Origin of the sequence: Shinella sp. M31 (genome assembly GCF_049199205.1) — a bacterium.
GTDB lineage: Bacteria > Pseudomonadota > Alphaproteobacteria > Rhizobiales > Rhizobiaceae > Shinella.
Window position 1 is genome coordinate 46,326 of record NZ_JBLZPH010000109.1, and the last position, 20,282, is coordinate 66,607.

18 protein-coding genes and 1 tRNA gene are annotated in these 20,282 nt (G+C 66.0%); 11 read left to right on the top strand and 8 right to left on the bottom strand.

Annotation, left to right across the window (positions count from 1 at the left end; genetic code table 11):
* Nucleotides 1–10: 10 nt before the first annotated feature.
* The 5 genes from ACOZKU_RS18500 to ACOZKU_RS18520 all read left to right on the top strand — a co-directional run bounded on the left by ACOZKU_RS18500 (nucleotide 11) and on the right by ACOZKU_RS18520 (nucleotide 5,872).
* On the top strand, nucleotides 11–2,014 hold the full coding sequence (locus tag ACOZKU_RS18500) for an acetyl-CoA carboxylase biotin carboxylase subunit (protein ID WP_421580106.1): 2,004 nt from the start codon (nucleotides 11–13) through the stop codon (nucleotides 2,012–2,014).
* Nucleotides 2,014–4,140 (top strand): methylmalonyl-CoA mutase, encoded by a 2,127-nt coding sequence (gene scpA / locus ACOZKU_RS18505; RefSeq protein WP_421580107.1) that lies wholly within the window; start codon nucleotides 2,014–2,016, stop codon nucleotides 4,138–4,140. Before ACOZKU_RS18500 ends, scpA begins: the two co-directional genes overlap by 1 nt.
* Before the next feature lie 9 nt (nucleotides 4,141–4,149).
* Entirely contained in the window at nucleotides 4,150–4,551 is a 402-nt protein-coding gene (mce, locus tag ACOZKU_RS18510; protein WP_421580108.1) for a methylmalonyl-CoA epimerase, read from the top strand.
* Between the two features lie 177 nt (nucleotides 4,552–4,728).
* Nucleotides 4,729–5,064 carry a hypothetical protein gene (locus tag ACOZKU_RS18515; RefSeq protein WP_421580109.1) on the top strand — a complete coding sequence of 112 codons (336 nt, stop codon included), beginning with the start codon at nucleotides 4,729–4,731 and terminating at the stop codon, nucleotides 5,062–5,064.
* Nucleotides 5,065–5,131: 67 nt separating this feature from the next.
* The gene (locus ACOZKU_RS18520; protein ID WP_421580110.1) at nucleotides 5,132–5,872 is read left to right on the top strand and encodes a class I SAM-dependent methyltransferase; all 741 of its coding nucleotides are present in this window, start codon (nucleotides 5,132–5,134) and stop codon (nucleotides 5,870–5,872) included.
* A gap of 21 nt (nucleotides 5,873–5,893) precedes the next feature.
* Here the strand turns inward: ACOZKU_RS18520 and ACOZKU_RS18525 are convergent, their stop codons facing one another.
* Nucleotides 5,894–6,589, bottom strand: a complete 696-nt coding sequence (locus tag ACOZKU_RS18525; RefSeq protein ID WP_421580111.1) for a dimethylsulfonioproprionate lyase family protein — start codon at nucleotides 6,587–6,589, stop codon at nucleotides 5,894–5,896.
* Between the two features lie 213 nt (nucleotides 6,590–6,802).
* Nucleotides 6,803–6,877 (bottom strand) — tRNA-Gln (locus tag ACOZKU_RS18530).
* Nucleotides 6,878–7,090: 213 nt separating this feature from the next.
* On the opposite strand from ACOZKU_RS18530, the gene ACOZKU_RS18535 reads away from it, so the two are divergent.
* Both ACOZKU_RS18535 and ACOZKU_RS18540 read left to right on the top strand, forming a co-directional pair.
* Entirely contained in the window at nucleotides 7,091–7,387 is a 297-nt protein-coding gene (locus ACOZKU_RS18535) for a cupin domain-containing protein (RefSeq protein ID WP_119254548.1), read from the top strand.
* 2 nt (nucleotides 7,388–7,389) lie between these two features.
* Complete coding sequence (locus ACOZKU_RS18540) at nucleotides 7,390–8,331, top strand: MBL fold metallo-hydrolase (protein WP_421580119.1); 942 nt, start codon at nucleotides 7,390–7,392, stop codon at nucleotides 8,329–8,331.
* Here ACOZKU_RS18540 and ACOZKU_RS18545 read toward each other — a convergent pair.
* Nucleotides 8,328–9,233: a DUF1499 domain-containing protein gene (locus ACOZKU_RS18545; RefSeq protein WP_421580120.1), complete on the bottom strand. Its 906-nt coding sequence runs from the start codon at nucleotides 9,231–9,233 to the stop codon at nucleotides 8,328–8,330. The genes ACOZKU_RS18540 and ACOZKU_RS18545 overlap by 4 nt on opposite strands.
* 242 nt (nucleotides 9,234–9,475) lie before the next feature.
* Between ACOZKU_RS18545 and ACOZKU_RS18550 the strand changes: the two genes are divergently transcribed.
* Entirely contained in the window at nucleotides 9,476–9,856 is a 381-nt protein-coding gene (locus ACOZKU_RS18550; protein ID WP_421580112.1) for a hypothetical protein, read from the top strand.
* Between the two features lie 112 nt (nucleotides 9,857–9,968).
* Nucleotides 9,969–10,226, top strand: a complete 258-nt coding sequence (locus ACOZKU_RS18555; RefSeq protein ID WP_421580113.1) for a hypothetical protein — start codon at nucleotides 9,969–9,971, stop codon at nucleotides 10,224–10,226.
* 12 nt (nucleotides 10,227–10,238) lie between these two features.
* On the opposite strand, the gene ppdK is transcribed toward ACOZKU_RS18555, so the two are convergent.
* The 5 genes from ppdK to ACOZKU_RS18580 form a co-directional block, all read right to left on the bottom strand.
* Complete coding sequence (gene ppdK / locus ACOZKU_RS18560) at nucleotides 10,239–12,905, bottom strand: pyruvate, phosphate dikinase (RefSeq protein WP_421580114.1); 2,667 nt, start codon at nucleotides 12,903–12,905, stop codon at nucleotides 10,239–10,241.
* Nucleotides 12,906–13,059: 154 nt separating this feature from the next.
* Complete coding sequence (locus tag ACOZKU_RS18565) at nucleotides 13,060–13,206, bottom strand: hypothetical protein (RefSeq protein ID WP_199564129.1); 147 nt, start codon at nucleotides 13,204–13,206, stop codon at nucleotides 13,060–13,062.
* Nucleotides 13,207–13,284: 78 nt separating this feature from the next.
* A complete protein-coding gene (locus ACOZKU_RS18570) occupies nucleotides 13,285–16,749 on the bottom strand; it encodes an AAA family ATPase (protein WP_421580115.1) in 3,465 nt (1,154 codons plus the stop codon).
* A 234-nt stretch (nucleotides 16,750–16,983) separates the two neighbouring features.
* On the bottom strand, nucleotides 16,984–17,880 hold the full coding sequence (locus ACOZKU_RS18575; RefSeq protein ID WP_314087337.1) for a DsbA family protein: 897 nt from the start codon (nucleotides 17,878–17,880) through the stop codon (nucleotides 16,984–16,986).
* A gap of 191 nt (nucleotides 17,881–18,071) precedes the next feature.
* Nucleotides 18,072–18,587, bottom strand: a complete 516-nt coding sequence (locus ACOZKU_RS18580; protein ID WP_421580116.1) for a DUF721 domain-containing protein — start codon at nucleotides 18,585–18,587, stop codon at nucleotides 18,072–18,074.
* A gap of 105 nt (nucleotides 18,588–18,692) precedes the next feature.
* On the opposite strand from ACOZKU_RS18580, the gene mutY reads away from it, so the two are divergent.
* A complete protein-coding gene (gene mutY / locus ACOZKU_RS18585; RefSeq protein WP_421580117.1) occupies nucleotides 18,693–19,787 on the top strand; it encodes an A/G-specific adenine glycosylase in 1,095 nt (364 codons plus the stop codon).
* Nucleotides 19,784–20,282, top strand: a 499-nt coding sequence (locus tag ACOZKU_RS18590; protein WP_421580118.1) for an HAD family phosphatase, incomplete at its 3' end; no start/stop codon positions are given. The genes mutY and ACOZKU_RS18590, both read left to right, overlap by 4 nt.

The following is a 20,282-nucleotide window of genomic DNA, read 5'->3' on the forward strand; positions in this document are numbered from 1 at the left end:
GCCTTAAAGAATGTTCAAGAAGATCCTCATCGCCAATCGCGGCGAAATCGCCTGCCGGGTCATCAAAACCGCCAAGAAGCTCGGCATCGCCACCGTCGCCGTCTATTCCGATGCCGACCGCGGGGCGCTGCATGTCGAAATGGCCGACGAGGCCGTGCATATCGGCCCGGCGCCCTCGGCGCAGTCCTATATCGTCATCGACAGGATCATCGAGGCGATCCGCAAGACAGGGGCGGATGCCGTGCATCCCGGCTATGGTTTCCTCTCGGAAAACGCCGCCTTCGCCAAGGCGCTGGAAAAGGAAGGCGTCGCCTTCATCGGCCCGCCGGTCGGCGCCATCAAGGCGATGGGTGACAAGATCACCTCCAAGAAGCTCGCGGCCGAGGCCGGCGTCTCCACCGTGCCCGGCCATATGGGCCTGATCGAGGATGCCGACGAGGCGGTGACGATCGCCGCCCAGATCGGCTATCCCGTGATGATCAAGGCGTCGGCCGGCGGCGGCGGCAAGGGCATGCGCATCGCCTGGAACGATGCCGAGGCGCGCGAGGGGTTCCAGGCGTCGAAGAACGAGGCGAAGAGTTCGTTCGGCGACGACCGCATCTTCATCGAAAAGTTCGTCACGCAGCCGCGCCATATCGAAATCCAGGTGCTGGGCGACAAACACGGCACCACGCTCTATCTCGGCGAGCGGGAATGCTCGATCCAGCGGCGCAACCAGAAGGTCGTCGAGGAGGCGCCCTCCCCCTTCCTCGACCCCGCGACGCGCAGGGCCATGGGCGAGCAGGCCGTCGCGCTCTCCAAAGCCGTCGGCTACCATTCCGCCGGCACGGTGGAATTCATCGTGGATGGGGACAGGAATTTCTACTTCCTCGAAATGAACACCCGCCTGCAGGTGGAGCATCCGGTGACGGAGCTGATCACCGGCATCGACCTCGTGGAGCAGATGATCCGCGTCGCCGCCGGCGAGCGCCTGTCTTTCCGGCAGGACGACGTGACGCTGAACGGCTGGGCGATCGAAAGCCGGCTCTATGCGGAAGACCCCTACCGCAACTTCCTGCCCTCGATCGGCCGCCTCACCCGCTACCGCCCGCCGGCCGAAGGCGCACAGGCGGACGGCACCATCGTACGCAACGATACCGGCGTCTTCGAGGGCGGCGAAATCTCGATGTATTACGACCCGATGGTCGCCAAACTCTGCACCTGGGCGCCGACGCGGCTCGCCGCCATCGACGCCATGGCGACGGCGCTCGACGATTTCGAGGTCGAAGGCATCGGCCATAACCTGCCCTTCCTCTCCGCCGTGATGGGCCATGAACGCTTTCGCGCCGGACGGCTGACCACCGCCTTCATCGCCGAGGAGTTTCCGGACGGTTTTCACGGCGTCGCGCCGGATGCCGCGTCGGCTTTTAAGCTTGCCGCCTTCGCCGCTTTCGTGCAGCAGGCCGTGCAGGAGCGCGCCGCGCAGATTTCCGGCACCATCGGCAATCACCGCCGCGTCGTCGGCAAGCAATGGGTCGCCAGCCTAGCCGATAGCGAGCATGCGCTGACGCTGGAAAACCGGAACGGCGGCGTTTCCATCCAGTTCGAGACCGGCGAGACGCATACTGTCGAAAGCGACTGGACGCCCGGCCGCCGCCATGCCGTCTTCACCATCGATGGCGAGCGGCTGGGCGTGAAGGTGGACCTCGTGGGCCCGGCGATCCGCCTGCGCTGGCATGGCATGGATGTGAAGGTGCATGTGCGTGCGCCGCGTGTCGCGGCCCTTGCCCGCCTGATGCCGAAGAAGGCGCCGCCCGATACGTCCAAGCTGCTGCTCTGCCCGATGCCCGGCGTCGTCACCGCGCTTCTCGTTGCCGAAGGCGATGTCGTCGAGGCGGGTCAGGCGCTTGCCACGATCGAGGCGATGAAGATGGAAAACATGATGCGGGCGGAGCGCCGCGGCACCGTGAAGCGCCTCGCCGTCACGGTCGGGCAGAGCCTTGCGGTGGATGAAACGATCCTGGAGTTCGAATAATGGCCGACAAGACGCTGAAGGACTGGGAGGCGCTAGCCGAAAAGGAACTGCGCGCCGCGCCGGAAACGCTGACCTGGCAGACGCCCGAGGGCATCGCCGTCAAGCCCGTCTATACCGCCGACGATCTCGCCGGCATCGACCATCTCGGCTCGCTGCCGGGCTTTGCCCCCTTCGTGCGCGGCCCGCGCGCCACCATGTATGCCGGCCGTCCCTGGACGATCCGGCAATATGCCGGCTTCTCGACCGCCGAGGCCTCCAACGCCTTCTACCGCAAGGCGCTCGCCGCCGGCCAGCAGGGGGTCTCCGTCGCCTTCGACCTCGCCACCCATCGCGGCTACGACAGCGACCATCCGCGCGTCGTCGGCGATGTCGGCAAGGCGGGGGTGGCCATCGACAGCGTCGAGGACATGAAGATCCTCTTCTCCAACATTCCGCTGGAGAAGGTCTCCGTCTCCATGACGATGAACGGCGCGGTCATCCCGATCCTGGCCAATTTCATCGTCGCCGGCGAAGAGCAAGGTGTCGCGCGCGAAAACCTGTCCGGGACCATCCAAAACGACATCCTCAAGGAGTTCATGGTCCGCAACACCTATATCTACCCGCCGCAGCCCTCGATGCGGATCATCGCCGATATCATCGACTACACGGCGCGCGAGATGCCGAAATTCAACTCTATCTCGATCTCCGGCTATCACATGCAGGAGGCCGGCGCGACGCTGGTGCAGGAGCTTGCCTTCACCATCGCCGACGGGCGCGAATATGTCCGCGCCGCCATCGCCAAGGGCTTGAATGTCGACGATTTCGCCGGCCGCCTCTCCTTCTTCTTCGCCATCGGCATGAATTTCTTCATGGAGGCGGCGAAGCTCCGCGCCGCGCGCCTGCTCTGGGACCGCGTGATGGACGAGTTCCAGCCGAAGAAGGCCTCGTCGCGCATGCTGCGCACCCACTGTCAGACCTCCGGCGTCTCGCTGCAGGAACAGGATCCCTACAACAACATCGTGCGCACCGCCTTCGAGGCGATGTCGGCCGCGCTTGGCGGCACGCAGTCGCTGCACACCAATTCCTTCGACGAGGCGATTGCGCTGCCGACGGAATTTTCCGCCCGCATCGCCCGCAACACGCAGCTGATCCTGCAGCACGAGACGGGCGTGACCAAGGTCGTCGATCCGCTGGCCGGCTCCTACTATGTCGAAAGCCTCACCAGCGAACTGGCCGAGAAGGCCTGGGCGCTGATTACGGAGGTCGAGGCGATGGGCGGCATGACGAAGGCCGTGATCGAGGGGCTGCCGAAGCGCCTGATCGAAGAGGCAGCGACCCGCCGGCAGGCCGCCGTCGACCGCGGCGATGAGGTGATCGTCGGCGTCAACAAGTACCGGCTCGAGGACGAGCAGCCGATCGATATTCTCGAAATCGACAACAGCGCCGTGCGCGCATCCCAGATCAAGCGGCTGGAGGACATCCGCCGCCGCCGTGACGGCCAGGCGGTCGAGGCGGCGCTCGAAGCGCTGGAAACCGTCGCGAAGACCGGCGAAGGCAACCTGCTCGAAGCCGCCGTCGCGGCCGCACGGGCGCGCGCCACCGTGGGCGAGATTTCCGACGCCATGCGCCGCGCCTTCGGCGACCATGCGGCCATGCCCGAAGTCGTCGGCGATATCTACGGTCCCGCCTATGGCGACGATCCGGAATTCAGAACGCTCACCGGCCGCATCGCCGCGCACAAGGCGCGGCCGAAGATCATGGTAGCGAAACTCGGCCAGGACGGCCATGACCGCGGCGCGAAAGTGATCGCCTCGGCCTTCGGCGATCTCGGCTTCGAGGTGCTGATGGGGCCGCTCTTCCAGACGCCGGACGAGGCGGCGGAGCTTGCCGTCGCCGAGAAGGTGCAGGTCGTCGGCATGTCCTCGCTCGCCGCCGGCCACAAGACGCTGGCGCCGGCGCTGGTCGCATCGCTGCGCGAGCGCGGGGCGAAGAACGTCGTCGTGGTCGTCGGCGGCGTCATTCCGCGGCAGGACTACGATTTCCTCATCGAAAACGGCGTGGCCGCCGTCTTCGGCCCCGGCACCAATGTGCTCGATGCCGCCAATGCCGTGCTCGACCTCGTCGAAGGCCGGATCCGCAACCAGTAGGAGAAGCCCATGCTCGGAGCCCTCAACCACGTCGCCATCGCCGTGCCGGATCTCGCTGCCGCCGCGGACCGTTATGCCACGCTCGGCGCAAAGGTGTCCGCCCCGCAGGACCTGCCCGAGCACGGCGTCACCGTGGTCTTCGTTGAACTCCCCAACACGAAGATCGAACTGCTCCACCCGCTCGGTGAGGCCTCGCCGATTGCCGCGTTCCTCGAGAAAAACCCGGCCGGCGGCATCCACCATCTCTGCTTCGAGGTGCCCGACATCGCCGCCGCCGCCGATACGGTGCGCGCGACGGGCGCTCGCATCCTCGGTGACGGCACACCGAAGATCGGCGCCCACGGCAAGCCGGTGCTTTTTGCCCATCCCAAGGATTTTCACGGGGCACTGGTGGAATTCGAACAGGCGTAACGGGTGGTCCTTTCGCCATACTGTTGCAAATCCGCAAGGTTTCCAGCGCTTCGACGGGGACAATCACAAAGTTTACGGCAAGCGATTCCCCTTTTGCATCGGCTGCGCTATGGCGAATCGAGGCTCGTTTTCGAGTCGCCCCAACACGGCCGCACCGAAGTCCAAGGAACTGGCACTATGAACTCCCGCATTGCAATTCTGGCAGGCGTCGCGCTTGCCCTCGCCGGATGCACCACCGCCACCGTCGCGTCCAATCCGCTGCAGGCCCGCTGGAACGGCAAGGCCGCCGGCACCTTCTTCGCGGCCTATGGCCCGCCGCAGTCCGACGCCGCGGGTTCGGGCGGCGCGACGATCTACAAATGGCGCGGCGGTTTTGCCAAGGGCAAGTCCTGCACGGTCGAGCTGACCGTCGGCGAGAACTACAAGATCAACAATATCCGCGCCGTCGCCGATCGTCCCGATCCGAAGGGCGGCCCGTCGCACTGCGAGAAGTTCCTCGACGCCGCCAAGTAACGCGCGCATCGAACGATCCTTCTCAAGGCCGTGCGGAGACGCGCGGCCTTTTCATTTGGAGGAAAGAATGCAGGAAGACCGTCTCTATCACGACCCCGATCTCGCCGATTTCTACGATCTCGAAAACGGCTGGTCGCGCTCGCCCGATTTCGCGTTTTGCCTGTCGCTCGCTAAAAATGCCGCAAGCGTGCTCGACCTCGGCTGCGGCACGGGCGAGCTTGCCGTGGCGCTGGCGGAGGGCCGCACGGTCGTCGGCGTCGATCCGGCCGCGCCCATGCTGGCGATCGCGCGGGCAAAACCCGGCACCGCGGAATTCATCGAGGGCGATGCGCGCACGCTGCGGCTCGGCCGCCGCTTCGATCTCGTGCTGCTGACCGGCCATGCCTTCCAGGTCTTCCTGACGCCGGAGGACCGCCGCGCGGCGCTCGCCACCATCGCCGCCCACCTCGCCCCCGGCGGCCGCTTCATCTTCGACAGCCGCAATCCCGCCTGCCGCGAGTGGGAGGAATGGGGACCGGAGGAATCATTGCGCGTCGTCGAGCATCCCCGCTTCGGCCCCGTCTCCGCCTGGAACGATGTCAGCGAGGACCCCGCGACCGGCATCGTGACCTATGGCACCCATTATGAAATCCAGGCGACGGGCAAGCGCCTCTCGGCCGCATCGCGCATCGCGTTTCCGGAAAAGGCCGAGCTGGAGGCGTTGATCGCCGCGGCCGGCCTGCGGGTGGATCGCTGGCTGGGAGACTGGGAGGGTAACGATTGGCGCGCGGGGGCGAAGGAGCTGATCCCGCTCGGCGGCCTGGCTTAGAAACAGGTGCGCCGCGCGCCGTCAGCGGCTCTGCAGAAGATGCGCCCACAGCATCATCAGGGGCCGGGCCGTGGAGCGCACGGCAAAATGGCTTCCCGCCGGATAGTGCAGCGCCGTGCCCAGACGGCGGCGGCTCCAGTCGCCGCCTTCGAGCGTGAATTCGCCATCCGTCAGCGGAAGCACGACCGACGGGTAAGGCTGGATGAAATCCGGAAAGCGCGTATAGGGCGCAAGCAGGGTCAGGCCGATGCGAACGTCGCTGCGCTGTTCCAGGCCGTGTTCGCCGATCAGCACCGCATGCGCATGGTCGCGCTCGAAATTCACGCTGGCATAGAGTCCGCCCGGCCCCTGGTGCCAGACCATGGCATCGCGCAGGTCGCCGAGCGCCTCGGAGAGCCCCCGCCCCTGCGCGCCCTGTTTGGAGAGAAGGCGCAGGGCCGTGTCGAAGCTCGCCGGGCGGGCGCCCTTGATCGCGGGATCGCCGGCTGCCGTCACATGGGCGCCCGGCTTCTGCAGCTTGTGGATCACCTTGCAGCCGGTGAAATTCGCCATCAGCGGCGAGGCCGGCGATACGACCACATTGCCCATCGTATCGATGACATGCTGCAACGCCCTGGGCCGCCCGCCCCAGGAACGGCTTGCCCCGCGCGCGACCACCGCCGGCACCGCCAGGAACGGATCCCTGCTCTCCTGTTTGCGCCGGTTCGATGAGGTCATGCGTTTCATCCGACATGTCAAAAGCGACGGGGTGATCACCGGCCTTGGACGAGGCCGCAATGGTCAACCGGAATGAAGGAGAATTCGCCGGAGATCAATGCGATTCGATGACTTTTGCAGCCTTAGTGACGGTCATTTGTGGTGACATCCATCAAACCGCAAGGCGCGGGCAAAGCTGAGCGAAACCGATTCTGTCTCTGGAAACGAGCAGCGTGGCTGGGGCGCCAGGATTCGAACCTGGGAATGCCGGTACCAAAAACCGGTGCCTTACCGCTTGGCGACGCCCCAACACGGCGGGTGCCTGATTAGCAAAGGGCGCGGGGGTGGACAATGGTTAAGTTCTCTCTTGCGCGATTAATTCTCGCCCTCGCCGATTTAAGGATGAGGCCGCTTGGTGCTTGGCAGGCGGGTTGGCGCCGGATAGGGTCGTGCGATGACTGTCCTGGGCAGCCCCGGCCTATTTGACGGGCCTGTGCGCCGCCCTTCTCACGAGGAGCCATGATGTCCCAGTTTCGCGCCCGTCCGCCGGCCGTGCCCACCGTTCTTCTCGACGATGCCGTCGTGCGCGTCACGCGCTGGGATTTCGAGCCGGGTGCCGATACAGGCCATCACGTGCACGGGCTCGGCTACGTCGTGGTGCCGATGACGGATTGCGACTTCCTGATCGAGGAGGAGACGGGCGAGCGGCGCGTGCATACGAAGACCGGCGCGGTCTACAGGCGCGAGGCGGGCGTGGCGCACAATGTCGTCAATGGCGGCGACAAGCCGATGAGCTTCATCGAAATCGAATACAAGTGACTATCGTGTCCAATACACCGCAAGACGACGCGCCGCGCTTCGACCTCGCGTTCAAGCCGGCCTATGGCGAGGCGGTTCCCGTCGCGCCGGGCGTGCAGCGCCTCACCGTCAACAATCCGAGCCCCTTCACCTTCCACGGCACGAACAGCTATATCGTCGGCGACAAGTCCGTCGCCGTCATCGACCCCGGCCCGGAGGACGAGGCGCATTTCGCCGCGCTGATGCGGGCGCTTGCCGGCCGCGAGGTGACGCATATCGCCGTCAGCCACACCCACCGCGACCATTCTCCGCTTGCCCGCCGACTAAAGGCGGAGACGGGGGCGATCGTCGTCGCCGAGGGGCCGCACCGGGCGGCGCGGCCGCTGCATGAGGGCGAGCGCAACCCCTTTGCCGAGAGTTCCGACATCGATTTCGTGCCCGACATCGCGCTTGGTCATGGCGCGCGCGTGGAGGGCGACGGTTGGGCGCTGACGGCACTGCTCACGCCCGGCCACACGGCCAACCATGCGGCTTTCGCGCTCGACGGCCCCGACGGCATCGTGTTTTCCGCCGATCACGTCATGGCCTGGGCGACGACCATCGTCGCGCCGCCCGACGGCGCCATGGCGGACTATATGGCCTCGCTGGAACGCCTGCTGGAACGCGACGACCGCCTCTACTTTCCCGGCCATGGCGGCCCCGTGCGGGAGCCCGCCTCGTTCCTGCGCGGCTTGCGCACCCATCGGCGCATGCGCGAACGGGCGGTGCGCGAGCGCATCCGGGCGGGCGACCGGCTGATCGCCGATATGGTGAAGGTCATCTACCGCGAGACCGATCCGCGACTGCATGGCGCGGCCGCACTTTCGGTGCTGGCGCATCTGGAGGATCTTGTCGCCCGCGGCGAGGTGACGACCGAAGGACCGCCTTCTCTCAACGGGCTCTATTTCCCCGCGCCGGGCACTTAATCGCCAGCGATGCCGAGCAGTTCGGCGTCGAGCGCCTTCAGATAGCCCTCGACCAGGTCGGCGCCGATGCCGAGATCGTGCGGCCCGTAACGCGAGGCGGCGCGCATGTCGACCAGCGTCGTCTCGGCCTCCTCGCGCAGGCGGATCACCACATCGAAGCGGAAGCCGAAGATCGGCGAGCGCCATTCTCCCTGCAGCAGCACGTCGCCGGGGCCGCCAATATGCGGCAGGCTGGGCGTCGCCTCCGGGCGGGCTTCGGGGATCGGCACGTCGCCAAGCGCCTCCTGGCTTTTTGCCACCTTGCTCGGATCGATGACGAGGTCTTCGAGATCTGCCTGGATATTGTCGAGACCGGCTTCGCTGGTGATGGTGATGCCATAGGCGGTCGCGACCTTGCGCGTCCCCTGATAAACGCGGTCGAGCGCGCCTTCGTAGCGCCTGCCGGACAAAGCGGGATAGGCTTCGAGCTGCACTTCACGGTCGCGCGCCGTCACCAGGCCGACGCGCGGCAGCCAATCCTGCTGGGCGGCAGGTTGCGACAGCCAGGGCGGCGGGGCGAGCGTGTCCGTCGTCACGTCATAGAGCGCCGGGCGATAGAAATAGGCATAGGCCGCTGCCCCCGAGACGCCGAGCGGCAGGAGCGAGAAGAGCAGCGCGGTCAAGGCTGCCTTGCCGCCACGCGCCCCGACCATCCAGAGCCGCGCGAGGCCGACGGCCGCCAGCAGCACGGCCAGTCCCGCCATGACGGCGGCAAAGCCGGCAAGCGCCAGGAAATGCGGCGTCGTCAGCGGGCCGAAGCGGTGCGACAGAACGACGGCGACGAACAGCATGCAGGAAAACAGCGCAAGCCGCCGCGCCCAATGCGCCGCTTGGGAAACGGGCCGTTCGTACTGGATCGTGATCGCCATGGCTTACCCGAATTGCTCGCGGCGTCGCTGCCGCTCCTTTCCCTAACGCAGGAAGACGAATTTTTCCATCGCGTCGTGCCCGGCTTTGTCGATGCGGCGGCTCTGCGAAAAACCTTGCGTGCCGTAAATTTGCCACGCTCGTTAACGACGGTTCATAAACGGGGGTAATTTCTAAAAGCACGGACGAACAAAACAGCGTTTCGCCCGTTTGCTGGACTTGGATTAGGAGCACGACGATGTTGCCGACGCAGACAGCCGCCGACACACCGCTCGCCATCACGGCTGGCGAACCCGCCCTCCCCCTGGAGCTTCTGGAACTCGAATTGTCGCTCGACGGGTTTTCCGGCGAGGAGGCCGGTTTTGCCGAGGCGGTTCGCACCGCCGCCACGCAGCTCGGCGGAGATTACCTTTTCGACCTTCCCGCCTCAGGCCTTGCGGAGGATTGCCTGCGCATCGCGGCGTTGCGCGTGCCGAAGGGCGACGCGGGCACTTTGAGTGTCGTCTTCGCCTTGCTCGATGCAGAAGGGTCGGCCATCCGCGTGGAAAATCCCGACGAGAAGACCGCGGACCTCAAGCGTTTTGCCGATGCCTTCGTCGATGTGCTGCAACGCATATGACGGCCGGCTTCCGGACAGCGCCGCCTGATCGCCGGCCCGGTGATCGCACAGGCGCTGTACACTGTCGGGCGACATGCGTTAGGTCTGTCGCATAACAGTTTCCGGAGTTTCCATGTCGACGTTTCTCATTCGTTTCGCTGCCCTTGCCGCGACCGCGCTTCTCCTCGCCGGCTGCCAGACGGCAGCGGAAATGCGCGCCAATGATGAAAACAAATGCCGCGCCTATGGCTTCCGCCCCAACACCGATGCCTTTGCGGAATGCCTGCAACGCATCGATCTCGACCGTCGCGCCGAGTTCCGCGCTGCGCGCATGGATCCGTTCCTATGGAACCAGCCGAGCGTTATCTATGTTCACGGGCGGCGTCACTGATCTCGCGTCACATCAGCCCTTGCCGTTGAACGCCGCCTGCGCGGCCGCAAGCCGGGCGATCGGCACGCGGAACGGCGAACAGGACACGTAGTCCAGCCCCGCATCCTCGCAGAAATGGATCGAGGCCGGGTCGCCGCCATGTTCGCCGCAGATGCCGAGCTTCAGATCGCCCCGCGTGCGGCGGCCGCGCTCGGCGGCGATACGGATGAGTTCGCCGACACCGTCGAAATCGAGCTGCACGAACGGATCCTGCTCGACGATGCCCTTCTGGATATAGGTCGACAGGAAGGCCGAGGCGTCGTCGCGCGAAATGCCGAAGGTCGTCTGCGTCAGGTCGTTGGTGCCGAAGGAGAAGAATTCGGCCGATTCGGCGATGACATGGGCGCGCAGAGCGGCGCGTGGCAGCTCGATCATCGTGCCGGTGAGATAATTGATCGGCACGCCGCTTTCGGCGATGACGGCCTTGGCGACGGCCTCGATGCGCGCCTTCACATAATCCAGCTCCGCCTTGAGGCCGACGAGCGGCACCATGATCTCGGGCTCGACGGCGGCGCCCGTCGTCTTTGCCGCTTCCACGGCGGCCTCGAAGATGGCGCGGGCCTGCATTTCGGCGATCTCGGGATAGGAGATGGCCAGGCGGCAGCCGCGATGGCCGAGCATGGGGTTGAATTCGTGCAGCGTATCCACCCGGCGGCGCAACACGGCCTCGTCGATGGCGAGCGCCGTCGCGACTTCGGCGATTTCCTCGTCCGTCTTCGGCAGGAACTCGTGCAGCGGCGGGTCGAGCAGGCGGATGGTCACCGGCAGGCCGTGCATGATCTCGAACAGCTCGACGAAATCCGAGCGCTGCATGGGCAGGAGCTTGGCGAGCGACGCCCGGCGGCCGGCTTCGTCCTCGGCGAGGATCATTTCGCGCATCACATTGATGCGGCTGCCCTCGAAGAACATATGCTCGGTGCGGCAAAGGCCGATGCCCTCGGCGCCGAAGGAGCGCGCTGCGCGCGCGTCCGCCGGCGTTTCGGCATTGGTGCGCACCTTCATGCGGCGCGTGCGGTCGGCCCATTGCATGATGCGGCCGAAATCGCCCGACAATTCGGGCTGCAACATCGGGATCTCGCCCTTCAGCACCTGGCCGGAGGAACCGTCGATGGTGATGACGTCGCCCTTTCTCAGCGTCACACCCTGCGCCACCAGCAGCTCGTTGCGCAGGTCGACACGCAGCGTGCCGGCGCCGGAAACGCAGGGGGTGCCCATGCCGCGCGCCACGACCGCCGCATGGCTGGTCATGCCGCCGCGTGTCGTCAGGATGCCTTCGGCGGCATGCATGCCGTGAATGTCTTCCGGGCTCGTCTCAATGCGCACGAGAATGACCTTGCGGCCCTCCTCCTCAGCCTGCACCGCATCTTCCGAGGTGAAGACGATCGCCCCCGTCGCCGCGCCCGGCGAGGCCGGCAGGCCGGAGCCGATGACATCGCGGCGCGCGCGCGGATCGATGGTCGGGTGCAAGAGCTGGTCGAGCGAGGCGGGATCGATGCGGGAGACGGCCTCGCCCTCGCTGATGAGCCCGCCCTCGGCCATCTCGACGGCGATCTTCAGCGCGGCTTTGGCGGTGCGCTTGCCCGAGCGGGTCTGGAGCATCCAGAGCTTGCCGCGCTCGATGGTGAATTCCAAATCCTGCATGTCGCGGTAGTGCCGCTCCAGCCGGTCGCAGATGCCGCGGAATTCGGCAAAGGCCTCCGGCATCAGCTTTTCCAGCGAGGGGCGGTCGGAGCCCGAGGCGAGGCGTGCCTCCTCGGTGATGTTCTGCGGCGTGCGGATGCCGGCCACGACATCCTCACCCTGCGCATTGACGAGGAACTCGCCGTAGAGCTTGTTCTCGCCCGTCGAGGGGTTGCGCGTGAAGGCGACGCCGGTCGCGGAGGAATTGCCGAGATTGCCGAAGACCATGGCCTGGACATTGACGGCCGTGCCCCAGACGGCGGGGATATTGTGCAGCGTGCGATAGGTGACGGCGCGGGCGTTCATCCAGCTCGCGAAGACCGCGCCGATGGCGCCCCAGAGCTGGACTTCCGGATCCTGCGGAAACTCCTCATCGAGCTCCTCGCGGATGATCTCTTTATAGCGCGCGATGACATGCTGCCATTCGACGGCAGAGAGTTCGGTGTCCTGCTCGTGTCCGAGCCGGCCCTTCTCGTCTTCCAGGATTTCTTCGAAGACCTCGTGGTCGAGGCCCATGACGACATCGCCATACATCTGGATGAAGCGGCGGTAGCTGTCCCAGGCGAAGCGGGCGTCACCGGCATCGTGGCCGAGCGCCTCGACGGTGCGGTCGTTGAGGCCGAGGTTCAGCACCGTGTCCATCATGCCCGGCATGGAGGCGCGCGCGCCGGAACGGACCGACAGCAGCAGCGGCTTCGTCGTATCGCCGAAGGTGCGGCCGGTGATCGCCTCCATATGGCGCAGCCCGTCGCGGACCTGCTCCTTCAGCCCGGTCGGCAAGGTGCGGCCGTTGTCATAATAGTGATTGCAGGCGGCGGTGACGATGGTGAGGCCGGGGGGCACGGGAAGGCCGAGATTGCACATTTCCGCGAGGTTCGCACCCTTGCCGCCCAGCAGATTCTTGTCTGCAGCGCTGCCCTCGGCACGACCATCCCCAAAGGTATAGACCCACTTCTCCATCGACGCCTCCCCAAATGCGTTTTCGCAATCTACAGGAACTCCATCCCGTTGAAAACGCGGCACGATAGGAATTTTGCTGCACTGCGTCAAAATTGCGACGGCGATGCAATATTATGTGAAGGCGATATAGGTCGATGGCCAAAGGCCGCCGCCATCAATTCCCCTCAATGGAAAGCCCCTTCTCATCCACCCGGATCTCGACCCCATCGGGCTTCTTTTCCTGCTGATAGGCATAATAGGAAAACCCGGCCACCACGACGATGAGGGCGCCGATGACCATGTAAAGTGCGTCTCTGCTCACGATTGATCCCCAATTGCATGTCTCGCCTGCAGGAACGCGCAGGCGCTTATCAATGCACCGGGCGAGGTTTTGTTCCCGTCAGGAGGCCTCGCGCAGCTGCTCGGCCGTTTGCAAATCCACCGACACCAGTTGCGACACGCCCTGCTCGGCCATGGTGACGCCGAAGAGGCGGTTCATGCGGGCCATGGTGATGGGGTTGTGGGTGATGATGACGAAGCGGGTCTCGGTGGAGGCCGCCATCTCGTCCATCAGGTTGCAGTAGCGCTCGACATTGTGGTCGTCGAGCGGCGCGTCCACCTCGTCCAGCACGCAGATCGGCGCGGGATTGGTGAGGAAGACGGCGAAGATCAGCGCCATGGCAGTCAGCGCCTGCTCGCCGCCGGAAAGCAGTGTCATGGTCTGCGGCTTCTTGCCGGGCGGGCGGGCGAGGATTTCGAGGCCCGCATCGAGCGGGTCGTCGCTCTCGATCAGTTGAAGCTCCGCCGTGCCGCCGCCGAACAGGTGGGTGAACAGGCGCTGGAACTGCACATTGACCACGTCGAATGCGGCGAGCAGCCGTTCGCGGCCCTCGCGGTTGAGGCTCTGGATGGCCGAGCGCAGCTTGCGGATCGCCTCGATGATATCCTCGCGTTCGGCAACGAGCGCATCGAGCTTTTCCGTCAGTTCCTTCTGCTCCTCCTCGGCACGCAGGTTCACCGCGCCCAGCCGTTCGCGCTCGATCTTCAGCCGGTCGAGTTCGCGTTCACGTTCGCGCGGATCGGGCAGCGGCGCATCGGCGGGATGGCCGGTCAGCCGTAGTGCCTCGTGCGGCGCACAGGACAGGGCTTCGCGGATGCGGGCCTCGCCCTCGATACGGCGCTCGCGGGCGGAGACAAGGCGTTCTTCCGCGCGGCCCCTGATCTCGCGGGACTCAGCGAGCTGCGAAAGCGCGGTGGCGGCGATGCGGTCGGCCTCGCGCTGGCGATTTTCGGCTTCCTGCAAAGCATCGGCGGCCTCGCGGCGCGCGGTCTCGGCATTGGTCAGGCCGGTCAGGAGCTCGCGGCGCTTGTCCTCGATCTCGTCGGGGGCTTCGGCCAGCTCTTCCATTTCCTCGCGCGCTTCCGCCTCGCGGTCGCGCAGGGTTGCGATGTGGTTTTCGGCGCTTGCGGCGCGGGTCTTCCAGGTCTCACGCTCGGCGGCAATCGCCATCAGGCGGCGCTTGCGGTCGGCCATTTCGCGGGCGAAGCCGTCATGGGCGGCGCGGGCCTCGGCGAGCGTCGCGCGGTCGGTGGCGACATCCATCGCGTGGGTGCGCAGGCTAAGATCCAGATTGGCGAGATCGGGGGCGTCCTCCAGCGCGCCGCGCGCATCCTCGAGCGCGGTCGCGGCCTCATCCACCTGCGCCTCGATCTGCGCACGCGTTTCCGCAAGGACGGCGCGGCGACGGATTAGATCGCCGGCGGCACGCTCGGCGGCCTCCAGCGCCTCGCGGGCCTCGGCGAGCGTGCGGGCGGCGGCGCGCTGCGTTTCGCGGGCGGCCTGCTGGCGCTGTGTTTCCGCGCGGATCGTCTCCCCGGCGCGGGCTAGATCGGTTTCAGCGTCGGCGAGTGCTGCGCGGGCGTCTTCCAGTTCGGTTTCGAGTTCGGCGAGGCGGTTCTTCTGTTCGAGGCGCAGCGCCGCCGCACTGGGCGCATCGGCACCGGTGACATGGCCGTCCCAGCGGAAGACGGCGCCATCGCGGGTGACGAGACGCTGGCCGGGTTTCAGCTGCGGCAGCAGAGCCAAAGCTTCATCGACGCTGCTGGCGATGCCGATCTGCGCCAGCCGGCGATGTAGGAGTTTTGGCGCCCGGACGTGGGTGATCAGGGCGGTGACGCCGGATGGCAGCGCGGGATCGCCGGAGGCATCGCCGGAGAGACGCCAGTGCACCGGCGCGTCGCTGTCGGCGGGGGAATCGAGATCGTCGCCGAGCGCGGCGCCGAGGGCCGTCTCATAACCGCGATCGACATCGACATCCTCGACGACAGGCGCGAAGGAGCCGCCGGCGGCGCCGGCCTCCAGCATGCGCCGGATCGTGCGCGCCTCGGTCTCGATGCCGGCGAAGCGGGCGCGGCTGGTATCGACGGGGCCGCGCAGGGCGGATTCCGCAAAACGCGCCTCCTCCAGCGACTCTTCCACGGCAACCAGCATTTCGCCGGCCGCCTCCAGGGCCTCTTCGGCAAGCTGCACGGCGGCGCGGCGCTCTTCCGGATCGGGCAGCGCATTGATGCGCGCATCCATCTCGTCGAGGTCGCGCGCCTGCGCATCCAGTTGCTGGCCGAGGCGGAAATGGCGCTCCGAGAGATCGCGGATCGCCTTTTCCAGCTGGTTGCGCACGGCAGCGGCCTCCGCGCGTTCGGCGGTGACGGCGGCGAGCGCCGCTTCGCTGTCCGCAAGCTTTGCGGCGGCCTCGTCCATCGTCTCGCGGGCGGCTTCGGCGCGCTCGTCGGCCTCGGCGAGGATGTCGCCGATCTCCTCCTCCTCCACCGTCAGCCGGTCCAGCACGGCGGCATTGTCGGCCACCATGCGCTCTTCGCGCACGATATCCTCGGCAAGCTGCGCCAAACGGCGGCCGAGTTCATCGCGGCGGCGCAGCAGCCGGGCGGCGTCCTCCTCCAGCTGCGCGCGGGCGATCTGCAGGCGTTGCAGCACGGCGGCGAGCTTGGCCTCGTTTTCGCGCAGTTCCGGCAGTTTCAGGCTGGCGACGGCCTGCTCCTTGGCGGCGTGCGTCTGGGCATTCGCCCGCTCGGCGACGATGGAGGTGGCCTGGTTGAGCTGGCTTTCGGCCTCGCCCTCGGCCTCCTTGGCCTGCACCCAGCGGATATGCAGCAGCATCGCCTCGTGGCGGCGGATATCGGCCGAGAGCATCTTGAAGCGGCTCGCCTGGCGCGACTGACGCTTCAGGCTTTCGATCTGGCTTTCGAGCTGCGAGGTGACATCCTCCAGCCGCTCCAGATTGGTTTCGGCGGCGCGCAGGCGCAGCTCCGCCTCGTGGCGGCGCGAATGCAGCCCGGAAATGCCGGCCGCCTCTTCGAGCAGCTGGCGGCGCGCCTGGGGTTTTGCCTGGATGAGCTCGCCGATGCGGCCCTGCCCCACCATCGAGGGCGAGCGGGCGCCGGTGGAGGCGTCGGCGAAGAGCAGCTGCACATCCTTTGCGCGCGCCTCCTTGCCGTTGATGCGGTAGACCGAGCCGTTTTCGCGCCCGATGCGACGCGTGACCTGGATTTCGTCCTGATCGTTGAAGGCCGCGGGCGCAGTGCGGTCGGAATTGTCGAGATAGAGGCCGACCTCGGCGGTGTTGCGGGCGGGGCGGTTGCCGGAGCCGGAGAAGATGACGTCGTCCATGCCGGACGCGCGCATGTTCTTGTAGGAGTTCTCCCCCATCACCCAGCGCAGCGCCTCGACGAGGTTCGACTTGCCGCAGCCGTTCGGCCCGACGACGCCGGTCAAGCCGCGTTCGATGACGAATTCGGAGGGCTCGACGAAGGACTTGAAGCCGAGCAGGCGGAGTTTTGTGAACTTCATGGGGCACACCTGCGGGCGGGAGCCCACCCTGCAGCGTCGCGGAAAATGCCCCTCACCTGCCTGCCGGCATCCTCTCCCCGCAAGCGGGGCGAGGAGCGACGGGCGCGCCATTCTGCGCCTTCTCCCCGTTCACGGGGAGAAGGTCCCGGAAGAGGGATGAGGGGCAGCACCAACGCAAAACAAAAAGCGGGCGCACGGCTTCCGCCGTCGCCCGCTTCAAAACCGGTCGAAGGGTCAGAGCATGCTGTCGATGAGGGCCGACATGGTGTCAACCGACATGTCTCCCGAATAGCGCTTGCCGTTGATCAGGAAGGTCGGGGTCGCCGCGACGCCGAAATCCTTGGCACCGCGCTCGCGTACCGCGTTCACATCATCCAGAAGCTTCTGGTTCGTCAAGCAGGCCTGGAAGCTCTCCTGTGTAAAACCGGCGAGTTTGGACATCTGCAGCAGCGCTTCGCGGCCATCCTGCGCGGCGGCCCAGGTTTCCTGCTGCTTCATCAGCATGGAGAGCATCGGGAAATACTGGCCGGCTTCCGTCAGCTTCGTCGTGTCCTGCGGGTTGCAGCGCGCCAGCATGAAGGCGGCGGCAGCACGCGGATCGAAGGGGAATTCGCGCACGATGAAGCGCACCTTGCCGCCATCGACATACTTCGCCTTGATGGCGTCGAAGGTGTTGTTGTGGAAGGCCGCGCAGTGCGGGCAGGTCGTCGACATGTATTCGACGATCGTCACGGGGGCATTCGCCTCGCCGAGCGCCATGTCCGGCAGCGCGCCGGGCTTCAGCACTTCCGCCATGTCGACATCGCCTTCGGACGTCGGGATTTCCGCAGCCTTGGCTTCGGCGGCAGGCTTCTGGGCGGTTTCGGTCGTCGTGGTGGTGGTCGTTGCAGCCGTACCGGTCGCCGTGCTCGTGCCCGTCGTCGTGGTCGTCGGCGTCGTGGCGGTCTCGGTCTTCGTTTCCGTCGACGTGGCCGGCGTCGAGCTTGCGCTTTCCGTCGTCGTCTGGCTGGTCTCGGGAGCCTTGGCGGTCTCCTTCTTCTCGTCGCTGCATGCGGCCAGCGTCACGGCAAGTGCGGCGACGGCGACGCCGGAGAAGAGGCGCTTCATCAGGCTCATTTCGGAAAGGGACATGGTCTCTCCTGTGGGAAGGGATAGGAATTCAGATCTCTTGACGCAATTCCGGGCGAAAATGCCGACACGTACCCGGATTTGCTCTCGGCTCTCCCGTTATACCTGCTTTGGGGCGGGAACAAGCGGAGTTAAGGCTAGTAACTTCAAAGAATTGTGACCGTTCGATGGTTGTGGAAGCCCGCTTTCGCGCTTCATTTGCGCCGGCCGAGCACCGCCGTGCCGAGCCGCTTCAGCGCCGCCTTCAGCGCGTCCCCCTCGATGCCTTCGACAAGATGATCGAGATGCTGGGCGGCCGCCCCCGTCAGCGGACGCGGCTTCGGGCGGCGGTTGCTCTGGATGCTCACCGGCTTCTGCACGATCTTGATCTGGTTGACCGCCGGAAAACCGAAAAAGCCATTGATGCGCTGGATGATCTCGCCCTGCTGGTGACTGAGGAAGAGCGCCCGCGCGCCCTCGCAGGCGATGGTCAGCACGCCCGGCTGGTAACCGCCGCCCTCGCCCGCCATTTCGGAGGCGCGGCGCGGCCAGGCAATGCGTTCCGGCCTTGTGCATTCGGCGAATTCCGAACCGGCGATCTCGTCCCACGAGCCGAGCAACATCGTGTTGATGCCGGCGCGCTTGGCGAGCACCGGATCGATGAGGCCATTGGCCACCTCGCTGATCTGCACGATGCCGCGACGCGGCTTTTGCTGGGCTTTCGTGTTCACGTTTTACCCCTGGAGGGAAAATATTCCTGTTTCAGCAACGAAGCACCTTGAAGATCACCCGTCACTCCGCCAGTTATAGGCCCTTCGATCCCGTTCAGGCAAATCATGACCCAAGCTTATCGGACCATGGCGCCCGCCGACCTTATCCTCGCCTGGTACGACAAGCACCATCGCGACCTGCCCTGGCGCGTGAGCCCGCCGATGGCGGCGGCCGGGGTGAGGCCCGATCCCTATCGCATCTGGCTGTCGGAGGTCATGCTGCAGCAGACGACGGTACAGGCGGTCAAATCCTATTTCGCGCTGTTCACGTCGCGCTGGCCAACGGTTACGGACCTTGCCAAGGCGGACAACGAGGATGTGATGAAATCCTGGGCGGGGCTCGGCTACTATGCCCGCGCGCGCAATCTCAAGAAATGCGCCGAGGCGGTCGCCTTCGAGCACGGCGGGGTGTTTCCCGATACGGAGGATGGGCTGAAGGCCCTACCCGGCATCGGCGACTACACCGCCGCCGCCGTCGCCGCCATCGCCTTCAATCGCAAAAGCGCCGTGCTCGACGGCAATGTCGAGCGCGTCATCTCGCGCCTCCATGCCATCGAAACGCCGCTTCCCGCCGCGAAGCCGGAAATGCGGGCACTGGTCGCCGCGATGACACCCGAGGACCGGCCGGGCGATTTCGCCCAGGCGATGATGGATCTCGGCGCCACGATCTGCACGCCACGCCGGCCCGCCTGCGCGCTCTGCCCGCTCAATGCGGATTGTCGCGTGCTCGGCCGCGATGATCCCGAGCTTTTTCCGCGCAAGGCGGCGAAGAAGGAGAAGCCGGTGCGACTGGGGGCTGCCTTCGTGGCGCAGGATGAGGATGGTGCGGTGTTTCTGCGCAAACGCATCGAGAGCGGCCTGCTCGGCGGCATGACGGAAGTGCCCGGCAGCGCCTGGACGGCGCGTATCGACGGCGACACTGCCACCACCGCCGCTCCCTTCCCGGCCGACTGGCAGGCTTCAGGCACCGTCACCCATGTCTTCACGCATTTCGAGCTGCGCCTTTCCGTCTATCGCTCGCTCGTGCCGCGCGGCACGGTGAAGGGCGGCGGATGGTGGCAGCCGAAGGCCACACTCGACGGCGAGGCGCTGCCGACCGTCATGAAGAAGGCAATAAAACAGGCCATACCCGACGCATTCGAAAAGACGAGGACCGCATGACCAGCATCGAAATCCGCCACATCGTTTTCGACATCGGCAAGGTGCTGATCCATTACGATCCGCATATCCCGTTCACCCGCCTCATTCCCGACGATGCCCAGCGCAACTGGTTCTTCACCAATGTCTGCACGCATGACTGGAACCTGGAGCAGGATCGCGGCCGCAAGTGGGAGGATGCCGAAGCGCTCCTGATCGAAGCACATCCCGACCGGGCCGAGCACATCCGCGCCTTCCGCAAATACTGGCATGAAATGGTCTCGCACGCCTATGTCGAGAGCGTCGCGATCATGGAGGCGCTGATCCAGGAAGGCCGCGACGTGACCATGCTGACGAATTTCGCAGCCGACACGTTCAAGGAAGCGCGCAAGCTGTTTCCCTTCCTCGACATGCCGCGCGGCGTGACGGTCTCCGGCGAGATCGGCCTCATCAAGCCGGATCTCGCGATCTACGAGAAGCACAGCCGCGATTTCGGCCTCTCGCCCGCCCATACGCTGT